The 15,836-nt window shown below is 71.1% G+C and carries 13 protein-coding genes; 8 read left to right on the top strand and 5 right to left on the bottom strand.

The features are described 5' to 3' along the window. Positions 1–123: 123 nt before the first annotated feature. Positions 124–1,890, top strand: a complete 1,767-nt coding sequence (locus FLX08_RS43210; protein WP_142616947.1) for a PQQ-dependent sugar dehydrogenase — start codon at positions 124–126, stop codon at positions 1,888–1,890. Between the two features lie 277 nt (positions 1,891–2,167). Next, positions 2,168–3,640, top strand: coding sequence for a PQQ-dependent sugar dehydrogenase (locus tag FLX08_RS04675; protein WP_142616946.1), 1,473 nt, complete (start codon positions 2,168–2,170; stop codon positions 3,638–3,640). Positions 3,641–3,652: 12 nt separating this feature from the next. Here FLX08_RS04675 and FLX08_RS04670 read toward each other — a convergent pair whose 3' ends face one another. Both FLX08_RS04670 and FLX08_RS04665 read right to left on the bottom strand, forming a co-directional pair. Then, a complete protein-coding gene (locus FLX08_RS04670; protein WP_142616945.1) occupies positions 3,653–4,450 on the bottom strand; it encodes a thioesterase family protein in 798 nt (265 codons plus the stop codon). Positions 4,451–4,519: 69 nt separating this feature from the next. Then, positions 4,520–4,897, bottom strand: coding sequence for a cupin domain-containing protein (locus tag FLX08_RS04665; protein ID WP_142616944.1), 378 nt, complete (start codon positions 4,895–4,897; stop codon positions 4,520–4,522). A gap of 89 nt (positions 4,898–4,986) precedes the next feature. Between FLX08_RS04665 and FLX08_RS04660 the strand changes: the two genes are divergently transcribed. After that, entirely contained in the window at positions 4,987–5,961 is a 975-nt protein-coding gene (locus FLX08_RS04660; RefSeq protein WP_142616943.1) for an aldo/keto reductase, read from the top strand. 74 nt (positions 5,962–6,035) lie between these two features. Here the strand turns inward: FLX08_RS04660 and FLX08_RS04655 are convergent, their stop codons facing one another. Beyond that, on the bottom strand, positions 6,036–7,334 hold the full coding sequence (locus FLX08_RS04655) for a TIGR04013 family B12-binding domain/radical SAM domain-containing protein (protein WP_142616942.1): 1,299 nt from the start codon (positions 7,332–7,334) through the stop codon (positions 6,036–6,038). Between the two features lie 643 nt (positions 7,335–7,977). Between FLX08_RS04655 and FLX08_RS04650 the strand changes: the two genes are divergently transcribed. Continuing rightward, entirely contained in the window at positions 7,978–9,486 is a 1,509-nt protein-coding gene (locus FLX08_RS04650) for an endo-1,4-beta-xylanase (RefSeq protein ID WP_142616941.1), read from the top strand. Positions 9,487–9,716: 230 nt separating this feature from the next. Here FLX08_RS04650 and FLX08_RS04645 read toward each other — a convergent pair whose 3' ends face one another. Next, the gene (locus FLX08_RS04645) at positions 9,717–10,556 is read right to left on the bottom strand and encodes an SAM-dependent methyltransferase (protein ID WP_142616940.1); all 840 of its coding nucleotides are present in this window, start codon (positions 10,554–10,556) and stop codon (positions 9,717–9,719) included. Positions 10,557–10,961: 405 nt separating this feature from the next. Here FLX08_RS04645 and FLX08_RS04640 point away from each other — a divergent pair, with 405 nt between their 5' ends. From FLX08_RS04640 to polX, 3 genes are read left to right on the top strand one after another with little or no spacing between them, the layout of a single operon-like run. Then, positions 10,962–11,576, top strand: a complete 615-nt coding sequence (locus FLX08_RS04640; protein WP_142616939.1) for a GNAT family N-acetyltransferase — start codon at positions 10,962–10,964, stop codon at positions 11,574–11,576. A gap of 22 nt (positions 11,577–11,598) precedes the next feature. Continuing rightward, positions 11,599–12,519 carry an alpha/beta hydrolase gene (locus tag FLX08_RS04635; RefSeq protein WP_142616938.1) on the top strand — a complete coding sequence of 307 codons (921 nt, stop codon included), beginning with the start codon at positions 11,599–11,601 and terminating at the stop codon, positions 12,517–12,519. Positions 12,520–12,539: 20 nt separating this feature from the next. Continuing rightward, on the top strand, positions 12,540–14,225 hold the full coding sequence (polX, locus tag FLX08_RS04630; protein ID WP_142616937.1) for a DNA polymerase/3'-5' exonuclease PolX: 1,686 nt from the start codon (positions 12,540–12,542) through the stop codon (positions 14,223–14,225). Here the strand turns inward: polX and FLX08_RS04625 are convergent. Continuing rightward, on the bottom strand, positions 14,207–14,611 hold the full coding sequence (locus FLX08_RS04625; protein ID WP_425280612.1) for a helix-turn-helix domain-containing protein: 405 nt from the start codon (positions 14,609–14,611) through the stop codon (positions 14,207–14,209). The two genes, polX and FLX08_RS04625, sit on opposite strands and share 19 nt — an antisense overlap. 350 nt (positions 14,612–14,961) lie before the next feature. On the opposite strand from FLX08_RS04625, the gene FLX08_RS04620 reads away from it, so the two are divergent. Next, positions 14,962–15,777: an SAM-dependent methyltransferase gene (locus tag FLX08_RS04620; protein WP_142616935.1), complete on the top strand. Its 816-nt coding sequence runs from the start codon at positions 14,962–14,964 to the stop codon at positions 15,775–15,777. The last annotated feature ends 59 nt before the right edge of the window (positions 15,778–15,836 follow it).

Genomic DNA, 15,836 nt, shown 5'->3' with positions numbered 1-15,836 from the left:
GCGGCGGACGAACGCGCAGGCCGGCGCACGGGCCCGCGCAGGACGATTGCCACGGGCGCGGCGAACGCCTTCGCTGGTTGACGAGCCGACATGCGGACCCCGTACCCTCCCCGGGAGCACGTGATGCCCAAGCGTCTGTCCGCGGCGCTCGCGGCCGTCCTCTGCGCCGTGACCGCCGCCGCCGCGCTCGTCGTGACCCGGCCGGCCCCCGCGGGCGCCGCGGTCACCGGCGGATTCGACTTCACCAGGGCGCAGGTCGCCGTCGCGGGGCTGCGGTCCCCGTGGGGGCTGGCCTTCCTGCCCGACCGCAGCGCCCTCGTCACCGAACGCACCACGGCGCAGATCTGGCGGGTGTATCCGGGATACACCCCCTCACTGGTGACCACCATCCGGAACGTCTACCCGGCGGGCGACGGCGGCCTGCTCGGCATCGCCCTGTCCCCCACCTTCACGCAGGACCAGCTGGTCTACGTCTACTTCTCCACCGCCTCCGACAACCGCGTGGTCCGGTTCCACTGGAGCTCCCCGAACTCGCAGCAGGTCGTCCTCGCCGCCATTCCCCGCGGCCTGTCCGGCAACGGCGGGCGGATCGCGTTCGGCCCCGACGGCATGCTGTACGTCTCCACCGGCGACGCCGGAAACCCCGGCAACGCGCAGAACCCGGGCAGCCTGGCCGGGAAGATCCTGCGCATAAGGCCCGACGGCTCGGTCCCGCCGGACAACCCGTTCTCCGGCTCGCCCGTCTACAGCTTGGGCCACCGCAACGTGCAGGGCCTCGCCTGGGACACGGGCGGCCGGCTGTACGCCACGGAGTTCGGCGCCGATGCCTGGGACGAGCTCAACGCCATCGTCCCGGGAGGCAACTACGGCTGGCCGGTCTGCGAGGGCATGTGCGGCGACGCACGCGTGCGCGAACCACTCGTCACCTGGCACCCGGCCGAGGCGTCGCCCAGCGGCCTCGCGTACGCCAACGGGACGCTCTTCGCCGCGGCCCTGCGCGGCACGCGGGTGTGGGCGGTGCCGGTCGCGGGCGGCATCGTGGGCACCCCGGTGGCCGAGCTGCAGGGGACGTACGGACGGCTGCGCACCGTGGCCCTCGGCCCGGACGGCTGGCTCTGGGTGACGACGAGCAACTACGACAGCGGCGGGACCCCTGTCTCCGGCGACGACCGGATCATCCGGATCCCGCCCGTCGGCGGCACGTGGCCACCGTCGAGCCCGTCGCCGTCGGCCGGGCCGCCGCTGTCACCGTCGCCCTTGCCGTCCGGCGGCGCCGGGCCGTGCCCCTCGCCTACTCCCTCGCCTGCTCCTTCTCCGGAGGAGTCCCCCAGCCCGTCGCCGACTCCCAGCCCCTCGGCGTCCCCGTCGCCGAGCCCGTCCGCGTCGTTCAGCCCGTCGCCGTCGCCGTCTCCGTCGCCGTCTCCGTCGCCGTCTCCATCGCCGACGCCCAGTCCGTCACCATCGGACTCCCCGACCCCGTCGCCAAGCGCCTCGCCCTGCCCCTCACCAACGCCCAGCCCGTCGCCGTCTCCCAGTCCCTCACCGTCTCCCAGTCCCTCACCGTCTCCGAGCCCGTCGCCCAGTGCCTCGGGTACACGCTCGTGCGAGGCGACCCTCCGTTTCATCCTCTCGTGGGTGGCGGCCTCCCGGGGCGAGCTGACGGTGCGGAACACGGGAACGCTGCCCATCTCCTCGTGGACCGTCACCTTCACGGTCCCCAACGGCCTGACCTACGTGCAAGCGGGGAACGGCTACATCCCGCGGGGAGGCACGGCGACGTTCGCCTCGAACGGCCTGCTGCCGCCGGGCGCGGCGGTGACGACGTCGTTCGCGATCGGCTGGGCCGGTGGCAACGTCGAGGTGCCGGTGGTCACCTGCACGGCCGCCTGACGAGACGTACGCGTGTGCGGGCCCGAACGGGCCGCACACGCGCACACGGTCGCCGTGGCGGCAGAGCTGCGTGAAAACTTTCGTGATCCATGAAATTTTCCCGGCCCTGACCGCCGTGCCGATGCGTGCTGCACCCACAACTCCCTGGTCACGGGGAAACGGCGAGACCGCGGCGTGCAAACGATCGCCCCGTTCGCCGCACGGTGATTGCACGGGGCCCGGCCGACGCGTTCGATGAGGCACGAGCCGGATCCCGACGTCTGACCTGGAGCCCCTGATGCCCAAGCGTCTCGCCGCGGCGGTCGCGACCACCCTCAGCGCCGTCACCGCCGCCGCCGCACTCGTCGTGACCCAGCCGCTCCCCACGAGCGCGGCGACCGGCGGGTTCGACTTCGCTCGCGCGCAGGTCGCGACCACCGGGCTGCAGGTCCCCTGGGGCATCGCCTTCCTTCCTGACGGCAGCGCCCTCGTCTCCGAACGCGACACCGCCGCCATCGCCCAGGTGAGTCCCGGATCGGCGCCCACGCGCGTGGCCACCGTCCCGAATGTGGCGCCGCAGGGCGAGGGCGGGCTGCTGGGCATCGCGGTCTCCCCCACCTACGTCCAGGACCAGTGGGTCTACGCCTACTTCAGCTCCGCGTCCGACAACCGGGTGGTCCGGTTCCGCCTCAACGCCCCGCAGACCCAGCAGGTGATCCTCTCCGGCATCCCCCGCGCCCAGTTCCACAACGGCGGACGCATCGCCTTCGGCCCGGACGGCATGCTGTACGTGACCACGGGAGACGCCGGCACCTCCGCCAACGCCCAGAACCTGAACAGCCCGGGCGGCAAGATCCTGCGGATGCGGCCCGACGGCACGGTCCCCCCGGACAACCCGTTCTCCGGCTCACGCGTGTACAGCTATGGTCACCGCAACGTCCAGGGTATCGCCTGGGACGAGAGCGGCCGGCTGTACGCCTCGGAGTTCGGCCAGAACACCTGGGACGAGATCAACTACATCCAGCCGGGCCGCAACTACGGCTGGCCGACCTGCGAGGGCATGTGCAGCGACTCGCGCTTCACCGATCCCATCCAGACCTGGAGCACCTCCGAGTCCTCGCCGAGCGGTCTCGCGTACGCCAACAGCACGCTCTTCGCCGCGGCGCTGGGCGGCAGACGGTTGTGGACCGTGCCGGTCAGCGCCGGCAGCAGAACGGGCAACGCGGCGGCCGAGTTCCAGGGGACGTACGGACGGCTGCGGATCGCGGCCGTCGGCCCGGACGGCTGGCTCTGGGTGGCGACGAGCAACCGCGACGGCAGAGGGACACCCACCGGCGACGACGACCGCATCATCCGCGTGCCGCCCGCGGGCGGGTCGTCGCCCAGCCCTTCGGCGTCGCCCAGCCCCACGGTCTCCCCCAGCCCGACCGTCTCCCCCAGCGCCTCGCCGTCGGCGGGTGGGCGCGCATGCTCGGCGGCGTACGAGATCTCCAACCAGTGGCCGGGCGGCTTCCAGGGCGGGCTGACGGTGCGCAATTCGGGGAGCACGCCCATCTCCTCCTGGAGCGTCACCTTCACCTTCCCCAACGGCCAGCGCATCACCCAGCTCTGGGGCGGCCGCTACACGCAGTCGGGATCCACGGTGACCGTCACCAACGAGTCCTGGAACGGCTCACTCGCGCCGGGCGCGTCCACGACGGCCGGCTTCACCGGAAGCTGGTCCGGCGGCGCCAACGGAACGCCGTCGCCCGTCACCTGCACGGCGTCGTGACGTCCGCCTGAATCAGCGTGGCCCGACGAACAGTGTCTGCGTGGCCGTGCCGACCTCGCCGGACTGGTCGAACAGTGTGGTGCGGGTGAGGCCGCGGCCGCGCGGACCGATCGTCGTGGCCGCGTCGAGGCAGATCCACTCCCCCTCCGGGGCGCGGAAGAGCGAGATGGTGAGGTCCACGTTGGCGAACAGGTAGGCGTCGAAGTCCAGGACACCGCTGATGCCGTTGCCGCTGTCGGCGAACATCGCGAGCCGTTCCAGCGGCGTGATCTCCGCGCCGTCGACGAGCGGCACCCGCGCCCTGCCCCACGCGACCGCGGGCCCGGCCTCGTCGGGGGAGCCCTTGACGAACCGCCAGTCCGTGGCCCTGCCATAGCCGAAGCCCCGCGCGATCCACGACTCCGCGTCGGCCGGCGCCGGTGGCGGGACCGGCGCGGGCGGCGGCGCGGCCCCGCTCGCCGGGCTACCGGCCTCCCTGATGCGCCACGCGGTCGCCCTCACCAGCTCACGCCCGCCGGAGGTGACGGACGCGCCCAGGCACTGCACGCGCCTGCCGTCCCTGATCAGGTCGGTGCGCACCTCCACCTCCGCCACGGGGACGGGGGCGAACACGTCCACCGCCAGCCGGGCCAGAGGCAGGCCCGGGAAATGGCCGGGAACACGGCCGGGAACACGGCCGGGGACGCGGCCGAGCTCGTGCACCAGCAGCGCGGTGACGGGTCCCATGTGCTGCTGCCGCGGATCCCACGGTCCCTGGGTGTGCTCCGTCGCCTGATATCGGCCCTGACCGAGGGGGACGTACATCGCCATGGAACAAGATTCTAGAGACGGCTCCGCAGATTCCATCAACGGCGGAACCGGCAAAACGTCGTGCCGGCGCTACTCGGGGTCCGCGCCCGAGACCGCGTACCCCGGAATCGACGGCCACCGGACGGTGAGCACCACCGACTCCTCCTCGGCATACCAGGAGTGATCCACCCCGTGGCCCCACACCACGTAGTCACCCTGTTTCTCCAGCACCACGCTCCGCCCGGGCAACTCGACGCGGAAACGGCCGCTGATCAGCACGAGGAGCGCGGTGCGCCGCTCGCCGGTGACCCATTCCGCCCGCCGGTCACCCTGGGGATGCGCGCACCACTTGATCTCGACCTCGTCGCTGTGCCGCACATCGCCTGCGGGCTTGAAGTGCCCCAGCAGCCACCCGCGGTCGGCGGGTCCGTCCAGATGCGCGTTCCCCACGTACACGTTCTCCGTCACAGCCCCGCACGCTAGCGGAGCCCGTCACGACCTCGAGGACGGGCCGGGCCGACCCGTGGGGGCGGTGATGGGGCAAATAGGGTGCTGTCATGGAGTATCGACGACTTGGCACCACCGGTATGAAGGTCAGCCGGATCTGCCTCGGGATGATGAGCTACGGCGAACCGGCCAAGTTGGGCGGCTGGGCCCTGGACGAGGAGCAGGCCGAGCCCATCGTGCGCAAGGCGGCCGAAGGCGGCGTGACCTTCTTCGACACCGCCGACGTCTACTCGGGAGGCGTCAGCGAGGAGGTCACCGGGCGGCTGCTGCGCAAGATCTTCCCCCGCCGCGACGACTACGTGCTGGCCACCAAGGTCTACTTCCCGATGGGCGAGGGCAGGAACGACTACGGCCTGTCCCGCAAGCACATCATGTCGGCCATCGACGCCTCCCTCGCCCGCCTCGGCACCGATTATGTGGACCTGTACCAGATCCACCGCTGGGACGACGAGACGCCGATCGAGGAGACCATGGAGGCGCTCCACGACATCGTCAAGGCCGGCAAGGCCCGCTACATCGGCGCCTCCAGCATGTGGGCGTGGCAGTTCGCCAAGGCCCAGCACGCCGCGGACACGCACGGCTGGACCCGGTTCGTCTCCATGCAGAACCACTACAACCTGCTGCACCGCGAGGAGGAGCGGGAGATGATCCCGCTGTGCCTCGACCAGGGCGTGGGCCTCATCCCGTGGAGCCCGCTCGCGCGCGGCCTTCTTGCCCGCGCGGGCAAGAAGGCCGACACCGTGCGGCAGGTCGGCGACGGCGCCAGGCAGGAGCAGCTGTACGGCGGGCCCGCCGACGAGGCGATCCTGGAGCGGGTGGCGCGCACCGCCGAGGAGCGGGGCGTCTCCCCCGCGAGCCTCTCCCTCGCGTGGTTGCTCAGCCGCCCCGGCGTGAGCGCTCCGATCGTCGGCGCGACCAAGGAACACCACGTGGACGACGCCCTCACCGCGGTCGAGCTGAAGCTCACCGACGAGGAGATCGCCTTCCTCGAGGAGCCGTACCAGGCCCGGCCGCAGCGGTTCTGAGCACGCGACCCCTGATCGAGGCCCCCGCTCGCCGGGGCCCGGCAACGGCCCGGCGGGCGGGGGTTCAGGGTCTCTCAGCCGTCGGTGGTGCGGCGGCGCCGCGCCCGGCGCGGGTAGGCCTTGGCCGTCTCGGCCAGCCGCGCCGCGTGCTCGGCCTGCTTGCGCCAGTGCCCGTAGGCGTCGCCGCGCTGCGCGAGCCGGTCCAGCTCACGCATCGTGGCCAGCGGGATGAACGCGGGCTCGGCGTCCCGCCACGGTGTGCCGGGCAGCGGCATGAACGTGTGGGTGTGGATGCGCGCCCCGAGATCGGCGAGGTCGGCGGCGAGCCGCAGGGACGCGTCCTGGTCTTCGGACGACTCGCCGGGCAGTCCGAAGATGAAGTCGACGTTCGGGCGGAAGCCGTGTTCCACGGCGATCCGCACGGCGTCGCGCACCGGCGCGCTGCCGTGACCGCGGCCTGCCGCGGCCAGCACGCGGTCGGAGCCCGACTGCGCGCCGATGATGATGTTGTCGTTGGCCACGTAACGCTTGAGCAGCCGCATCGCCTCCGGCGTCACGTGCTCCGGACGGATCTCGGAGGGGAAGCTGCCGAAGAACACCCGCCCGTTCGCCGGCAGTTCCTCTTTCACGCCCGCCAGCAGTTCCTCCACGGCGTCCAGGGCCGGCTCCGGCCCCTGGGTGCCGTACGAGAGGGAGGTGGGGGTGATGAAACGGACGTCGCGCAGGCCGTGGGCGGCCATCCTGCGGACGTGCTCGCGCACGCTGTCCACGCCGCGGTGCCGGAACCTGCCGCCGAACATGAAGGGCGTCTGGCAGAAACGGCACGTGTAGGCGCAACCCCTCGTGATCTCGATGGGCCCGAAGTGGCGGCGCCGGTCGGGGAAGGACGGGAAGGCGTCCAGCGGTGACTGCGGGGCCGGTGGCGTACGCAGCGCCACACCGTCGCCGTCGCGCACCGCCAGACCGGGCACGCCGGTGGGCGGCAGGTCCGCGCGCAGCGCCTCGACCAGCGCGACGATCGTCGGCTCCCCCTCGCCGATCGCCGCGAGGTCCCAGCCGGCGTCGATGACCTGCTGCGGCTCGGCGGTGGCGTGCACCCCTCCGGCGATGTGCAGGACTCGGGGGTCGTCCGCGAGGGCCCGTACGGTGGCCAGCTCGGCCGCCATCGCCTCCGCGTCCGGCGAGTAGAACGACCACAGGACCAGGACGCGGTCCGCGCGGCTGGCCGCGATGTGCTCCGCGGTCTCCTCCGGGGTGGTCCCGAGCCGCAGGTCGCACTCGGCCTTCGCGGTCTCGAGCGCGCCGAGCAGCGCGTTCACGCCGTACGTCACGGCCTTGCGATAGCGGACCACCACGGACACTTCCACGCTCACCCTGGCAGGGTAGTGCCATCGTCCCGTTCCCCCGCACCGGCGATCGCCGAGCGCGGTGCCCGCGCGCCGGCCGAGCGTCTCCGGCTTCGGCGGACGACCGGGCGGGCGGCGGAAGGCCGCGTCGCCGGCGACTGTGAGCGCTCACAATTACTCTTCCGATCGGCTCTCCTCTCCGTCGGGGTGGGTGGAGGTGGTGTGGGGCGGAGCCAATACGAGACGGAGAACCCTTGTCAAGGGTCTTGATACCGGGCCGTGTCACCACCGGGGTCCGGGTGCGGCCCAACTGGGCGTTGTCGCGGCGACCCGGGAGACCGGCGAAAGGCCGGTAGTGAAACTTTCATCGTGCCCCTCCGGCCGGCACAGTCGGCCACCGAAACTTTCAGAGCATGGATGCCAACTGCTTAACCGATTCTGCACGCCTGGAACGCGCAGGTAGTCCGAAAGTTTCTGGTAAAGCCTTGACAAGTTTCGGCGACGTTTCCACACTGATCCTCCGAGGCGGTCCCCGGCCCCAAGTGGTGGTGCACGGCAGGGGGCCGCCGATCACGACGCCCCGGTGGTGTGCATCCTCAAGCGACGAGGCGCGGCGTCGGTCTCACGGGAACCCTTCGCGTTCCCCCAGGTGATCTATGGAGGCTCAGACATGGGCGAAAACATCATGTCGCCGCCCGGAACCCGGCTGCGCCGGGCTCTGGTCGCCGGCGCTGTCGGCGTACTCACCGCGGCCGCGGCCGCGGTGGCGGTGGCGGTGCCGGTTCCCGCCGACGCGGCGGCGAGCACGCTGGCCGCGGCGGCCGCGCAGAGCGGCCGCTACTTCGGCACCGCCATCGCCAGCGGCAAGCTCGGCGACGGGAACTACACGAGCATCGCGAACCGTGAGTTCAACATGATCACGGCCGAGAACGAGATGAAGATCGACGCGACTGAGCCGAACCAGGGTCAGTTCAACTTCAGCAACGCCGACCGGATCTACAACTGGGCGACGCAGAACGGCAAGCAGATGCGCGGGCACACGCTGGCCTGGCACTCCCAGCAGCCGGGCTGGATGCAGTCCCTCAGCGGCAACTCGCTGCGCCAGGCGATGATCAACCACATCAACGGCGTGATGGCCCACTACAAGGGCAAGATCCCCTACTGGGACGTGGTCAACGAGGCGTACGCCGACGGCAACTCCGGCGGCCGGCGCGACTCCAACCTGCAGCGCACCGGCAACGACTGGATCGAGGTCGCCTTCCGCACCGCGCGGGCGGCCGACCCGTCCGCCAAGCTCTGCTACAACGACTACAACATCGACAACTGGAGCTGGGCCAAGACGCAGGGCGTCTACAACATGGTCCGCGACTTCAAGTCGCGCGGCGTGCCCATCGACTGTGTCGGCCTGCAGTCGCACTTCAACAGCAACAGCCCGTACAACAGCAACTACCGCACCACCATCTCCCAGTTCGCCGCGCTGGGCGTGGACGTGGCCATCACCGAGCTGGACATCCAGGGCGGTTCGGCCTCGACCTACGCGAGCGTGGTCAACGACTGCCTGGCCGTCTCCCGCTGCATCGGCATCACCGTGTGGGGCGTGCGCGACAGCGACTCCTGGCTGGGCGCGAACACCAGTCCGCTGCTGTTCGACAGCAACGGCAACAAGAAGGCCGCGTACACCTCGGTCCTGAACGCTCTCAACGCCGCCACGCCGACCACCTCGCCGAGCCCGGGCACCTCGCCCAGCCCCGGCACCTCGCCCAGCCCGGGCACCTCTCCCACTCCCGGTGGCGGCGGCAACGGGCAGATCAAGAGCGTCGCGTCCGGCCGCTGCCTCGACGTGCCGAACGCCAGCACCAGCGACGGCACCCAGCTGCAGATCTGGGACTGCCACGGCGGCACCAACCAGCAGTGGGCCTCCACCTCCGCCGGCGAGATCCGGGTGTACGGCAACAAGTGTCTTGACGCCGCCGGCACCGGCAACGGCGCCAAGGTCCAGATCTACTCCTGCTGGGGCGGCGACAACCAGAAGTGGCGCCTCAACTCCGACGGCTCCATCCAGGGCGTCCAGTCCGGGCTGTGCCTCGACGCGGTCGGACAGGGCACCAGCAACGGCACCCAGATCCAGCTGTACTCCTGCTGGGGCGGCAACAACCAGAAGTGGACCTTCACGCAGTAAAGCACGACGGGTCCGGCCAGGCCGGTCATCGCCCTCACCAGGCGCGATGACCGGAGCCGGGACCACCGCCGCGGCGGCCACGACAGGCCGCCGCGGCGCCCGGACCGCCGGCTCCATGTGCTGAGCCGTTCCCACGACCCGTGTCACCCCTGCTCGCAGGGGGATGGCCTCCGGTGCCCATCGCACCGGAGGCCATGTGTGTTCCCGTACGTTTCCCTCTCGGCCCGAGATCAGGGCTTGACCGCGAGGGCGCCGTAGGCCCAGGCGTGACCTCCGGGGATCCGCTCCCGGTCCTCGTGCTCGTCCGGCCGCCAGCGCACCACCTCGACCAGGCCCGGATCCACCACCTTCCAGCCCTCGAAGAACCGCAGCACCTCGTCTCGGGTGCGGGGCACCATGGGCGCGGTGCTGTTGTCGTAGGGCTTGGTGAACTCCTCCTCGCGCACCTGCGGGGCGAAGTCGAGCGTGATGTGCGACAGCAGCAGGCGGCTGCCCGGGGGCACGGCGGCCTTGAATGCCTCGACCAGGCCGTACGGGTCCTCCTCGTCGGTCACGAAGTGCAGGACGCCCGCCAGGACGACGGCCACCGGACGGTCGAAGTCGATCACCGCCCGGACCTCCGGGTGGGACAGGATCGTCTGCGGCTGCCGCATGTCCGCCTCGATCACCGAGGTCATCCCCATGGGGCTTCCTGTCAGCAGGGCGCGGCCGTGCACCAGGACGATGGGGTCGTTGTCCACGTACGCCACCCGGGCCTCCGGGTTGGCCTGCTGAGCGATCTCGTGGGTGTTGCCCTGCGTGGGGATGCCCGTGCCGATGTCGAGGAACTGCGTCATCCCCGCCTCGGCGGCGAGATGACGCACCGCCCGGCGGAGGAAGGCGCGGTGGGCTCGGACGCCCTCGCGGGTGCCCGGGGACACTTTCAGGAGGTGTTCGGCCGCCTCACGGTCCGCCGCGTAGTTGTCCTTGCCGCCCAGCAGATAGTCGTATATCCGAGCCGGATGCGGAATCTTGGTGTTGATTCGCGGGACGGGCCTGGCGACCGGCTCGGGGTCCGTCGGCTCTGGCATCGGTGATCCTTTCTGTGGTCTCTCATCGGCAGGAGGATCAAGGGCGGCCGGACGACCACGACGAGACGGTGATCAGTGTCTGCGAACCGCCACCGAAACTTTCCAAATGTTAACCGCAAGTTTCAGGAGAAGGTATTCGGCCCCCAGGATTCGGGTCAAGTCGGACCGCCGCGCAACCACGGCCGGCCTGCAGCCCGCCGGGCTTCCGCGACGTCGAAAACCTCGACAATTCACGCACAAAGGAAAATATGGACAGTCGAGAGCGCAACATTGTCACTTATGGCGAGATTTGCGGCTGATTCGCGCTGATGGTGCAAAAACAGCGCTTGGCGCGTACCCGTCCGGCTGCCGGGCCGGCCCATAAATCCCTTGCCGGATCGCGAGGGCGGGCGCGACGCTGAGCGGATGCTGATCCGACGGGAGAACCCCGGCGACATCGACGCCGTCCGCGTGGTCGTCGCCGCCGCCTTCGCGCCCTACGAAGCGGCCCGCAACCCCGGCCGTCCCGAAGGCCTGCCGATCGAGGTGACGCCGATCGAGGTGACGCCGATGGAGGTGACATTGCTCGACGAGCTGCGCACCGACCCCGGCTGGCTGCCGGAGCTGTCGCTCGTCGCATCGGCACCGGAAGCGTCACCGGCACCGGCACCGGAGAAGGCGCCGCGCGGCGGGATCGCGGGTCACGTCGTCTGCACGAGGGCGCATGTGGGCTCCGTGCCCGTGCTCGGGCTCGGGCCGCTTTCCGTGCACCCCGATCACCAGCGGCGGGGTGTCGGCTCCGCGCTCGTGCACGCCGTGCTCGGGGCGGCCGAGGCGCTCGGCACGCCGCTGGTCGGACTGCTCGGCAGCCCCGCGTACTACTCCCGTTTCGGCTTCGAGCCCGCGGAGTCGCACGGCGTGACGGCGCCTGACCCGGCGTGGGGCGAGTATTTCCAGGTGCGGGTGTTCGAGCGAGCGGTGCCGCCGCCGCGCGGGCCCTTCGTCTACGCGAAGCCCTTCTCCACCATTGACGGCGGGTGATCGGTGTGGGACTCACCTGTTTGTGAAGACATTTGTGGCGTGGCTCGTCCTCGTCGTCATGGTGACCGGCTGCCAGAGCACCGCCGAGTCCGCGGCGCCGCCGTCCGCCCGTCCCGCAGGCTCGGCCACGGTCGTCTCGCAGGAGGCCGTGGACGGGCGGACGGACCGGCTCGTGATCGACTCGCCGGCCGCGGGCGGGGAGCGCTCGGTGTGGGTGGTGAAGCCCGCGGCCTGGAAACCGGGCTCCACCGGCTGGCGCGCGCTCTATCTGCTGCACGGCTGCTGCGCCGGCGGCGGCTTCGACTGGCTCAGGACGGGCGAGGTGGCTCGGCTGACCGCCCGCCTCGACGCCGTCGTCATCGTCCCCGAGGGTGGCCCGATGGGCTGGTACGCCGACTGGCGCGACGGCCCCGGCTGGGAGACGTTCCACATGACCGAGGTGCCGCGCCTGGTCGAGCCGCGGTATGGCGTGGGCGCGCGCCGCGCGGTCGCCGGTTTCTCCATGGGCGGGCTCGGCGCGTTCGTCTACGCGGCCCGGCATCCGGGCATGTTCGAGGCCGCGGCGTCGTTCTCGGGGGTGCTCGACACGCGTGACGACGTCTCCGGATATCGGTCGTTCATGGCCGGCAACGGCGTGGACACCGAGGACCTGTGGGGCGACCCGAGCGAATGGCCGGAGCACAATCCCGCCGACCTGGCCGGGCGGCTGAAGGGCCTGCGCCTCTACACGTCCTCCGGCGACGGCGAGCCCGGCCCGCTCGACCACGGGGACGGACCGGTCGACGGCACCGAGGCCGCGATCATGCGGCAGAACCGGAACTTCGCCACGGCCGCGGAGAAGGCCGGGGTGAAGGTGACGACCGATTTCTACGGAAACGGCACCCATACCTGGCCATACTGGATCCGTTCGTTCGAACGTGCGCTCCCGCTTCTCCTCCCCTGAGACGGCCTACCCTGAGACCCATGGGACGGGCCAATGACGAGGCAGCCGCGGCGCTGCAGGAGTACGCCGAGCTTTTCGCGCTGAGCGGCGGGGACGCCTTCCGGGTGCGCAGCTACCAGAAGGCGGCCAAGTCGATCGCGGGATTCCCCGGGGACCTCGCGGAGACCGACGTCCGGTCGATCCCGGGCGTGGGCGAGGCGATCGCCAAGAAGGTCGAGGAGTTCCTCGAACGCGGCAGCTTCCGGCAGCTCGACGACCTGCGGGGCAAGGTGCCCGAGGGGGTCCGCAAGCTGACCCGCGTCCCCTCGCTCGGCCCGAAGAAGGCGCTGTACCTGTTCCAGGAGCTCGGCATCGACTCCCCCGCCGCGCTCGCCGAGGCGATCCGGGCCGGCCGCCTGAAGGGCCTGCGCGGCTTCGGCGCCAAGACCGAGGAGAACCTGCTCAAGGGCATCGAGCACATGGAGCGGTCGGGCGACCGGGTGCACCTCGGCATCGCGGCGGACCTCGCGGAGCGGGTCATCGCCTCGCTGCCGGCCGACCGGATCGCCTTCGCCGGGTCGCTGCGCCGGATGAGCGAGACGATCGGCGACATCGACATCCTCGCCGTCGGCGACCCCGGCCTGATGGAGCTGTTCGCGCGGCAGCCGTACGTCACCGAGATCGTCGCGAAGGGCGAGCGGAAGACCTCGGTCAGGACCGACCGCGGTCTGCAGGTCGACCTGCGGCTCGTCCCCGCCGAGTCGTGGGGCGCGGCGATGATCTACTTCACCGGCAGCAAGGAGCACAACGTCGCCATCCGGGAGATGGCGGTCAAGAAGGGCTGGAAGCTGTCGGAGTACGGCCTGTTCGACGGCGAGCGCCTCATCGCGTCGGAGACCGAGGAGGAGATCTACCAGGCGCTCGGCATGGCGTGGGTGCACCCGGCGCTGCGCGAGGACGGCGGCGAGGTGGCGGCCGCGCTGCGGGGCGAGCTGCCGCGCCTGGTCGAGCTGCACGACCTGCGGGGCGACCTGCACACCCACACCGACCTCACCGACGGCATCGCCTCTCTGGAGGACATGGTGGCCGCCGCCGCGATGCGCGGCTACTCCTACTACGCCGTGACCGACCACGCGCCCGACCTGGTCATGCAGCGGATGACCCTCGACAAGGCGCTCGCCCAGCGCGCCCGCATCGCCGAGCTGCAGGCGAGATATCCGGACATGCGGCTGCTGCACGGCAGCGAGCTGAACATCGCCCCGGACGGCTCGGTGGACTGGCCGGCCGAGGTGCTGGCCGGGTTCGACGTGTGCGTCGCCTCGGTGCACTCGCACTTCACGCAGTCGCGCGAGGAGATGACCCGCCGGTTCATCGCCGCGTGCGAGAACCCGCACGTCCACGTCATCGGCCACCCCACGACTCGCAAGATCGGCAAGCGGCCGCCGGTGGACGCGGACTGGGACGCGGTGTTCCGCGCCGCCGCCAGGACCGGCACGATCATGGAGATCGACTCCTACCCCGACCGGGCCGACCTGCCCTCCGACCTCGTACGGCTCGCGCGCCACCACGGCGTGAAGTTCTCCATCGACAGCGACTCCCACGCCGTGCCGCACCTCGCCCACCAGAGGTTCGGCGTGGGGATCGCGCAGCGGGCCTGGCTCACCCCGGACGACGTGGTGAACACCTGGCCCCTCGACCGCCTGCTGGCCTACCTCGGCAGGGCCTGACCGGCCCTTACGAATCCGCTTACGAATCCGCTCACAAATCTGCGAGGATCCCGCGCAGCATCGTCACGGTGTCGCGGGCCGACTCGGCCTGCACGCTGAGGTCGTTCATCGTAGACCTCGAACCAGCCGGGCAGCAGGTCGTTGTACTGGTGCCACCAGCCGGGCGTGCCGGCCTGCTCGGCGAGCGCCAGCATCGTCTCCCGCTCCCCGCTGCCGACGACGCCGTACAGCGTGAGCAGGTCGGCCACGTCGCGCCGTTTGAAGGGGGTGCGGCCCAGCTCCAGCCGGCAGATCTTGGAGGTGGAGGCGCGGATGGCCTGCCCGGCCTGCTCGCGGCTGATGTTCCCGGCCTCGCGGAGCCGGCGCAACTGGGCGCCGAGCATCATGCGCACCACCGTCGGCCCGCCCCGCGGCTGTACCGGTCGTCCGTCCGGAGGGGTCGCGCCCTCCGGCCGAGCCGAGATCATCCCTGTCCTCCCCGAATGGCCTCGCCGGTATGGACCTTGCCGATACGGACCTCGCCGATATGGACCTCGCCGTCCCGGCCGTACGCCGGCGACGGACGGGATGCTATCGGGGCGAACGCGGCCGTCATGGCGCTTTCCGCGCGCCCCGGGTGGTTGCGTGCCGGAGCTTGATCGGAAAGGATGGGCGCCACGCGCGATCTGCCGGCACCCAGCGGAGATCACCGATGCGGGTGCGGTCGTCTCCCCGTTCCGACCACTCCGAGGCCCCCATGAGCGACACTCCTCCCGCCGACGACCCCGGCGTCCGCAGGATCGACAGCAGCGTGCCGCACTCGGCCCGCGTCTGGAACTACTTCCTCGGCGGCAAGGACCACTACCCGGTCGACAGAGAGGCGGGGGAACGCATCCGCGCCGTCTTCCCCGGGATGGTGGACATCGCCCGCCAGTCGCGGCAGATGCTCGTGCGCACCGTCGGACATCTCGCCCGCGAGGCGGGAATCCGCCAGTTCCTCGACATCGGCACGGGCCTGCCCAGCGTCGACAACACCCATGAGGTCGCCCAGCGGCTGGCCCCCGAGTCCCGGATCGTCTACGTCGACAACGATCCCCTGGTGCTGGTGCACGCCCAGGCGCTGCTGACCAGCACGCCCGAGGGGGCGACCGACTACATCGAGGCCGACGTGCGCGACCCCGGCCGCATCCTGCGGGAGGCGGCCAGGACGCTCGACTTCACGCGGTCGGCCGCGCTCATGCTGATGGGCATCCTCGGCCTGGTCGCGGACTACGACGAGGCGCGCGACATCGTGCGCCGGCTGCTGGAGGCCCTGCCCTCCGGCAGTTATCTCGCGCTCTACGACGGCTCCGACACCGACCCGGCGTACGTCAAGGCGCTGGGCGGCTACAACGCGGGCAGCGGCGCCACCCCCTACACCCCGCGCAGTCCGGAGCTGATCGAGGGCTACTTCGACGGCCTTGAGCTGCTCGACCCCGGCATCGTCTCGGTGTCGCGGTGGCGGGCGGAGGACAACCCGTGGGGCGAGCCCCGCGAGGTGGCCTGCTTCGGCGGCCTGGCACGTAAGCCCTGATCCGCGAGGGCACGGCCGGCCGCCGGCCGTGCCCCTCCCATGCTCGTCCCCGCGTTCCT

This window comes from Microbispora hainanensis (assembly GCF_006874475.1).
GTDB classification, from domain to species: domain Bacteria; phylum Actinomycetota; class Actinomycetes; order Streptosporangiales; family Streptosporangiaceae; genus Microbispora; species Microbispora hainanensis.
Note: the sequence above shows the minus strand (reverse complement) of the source record. Positions and strands in the feature narration are given on the sequence as shown.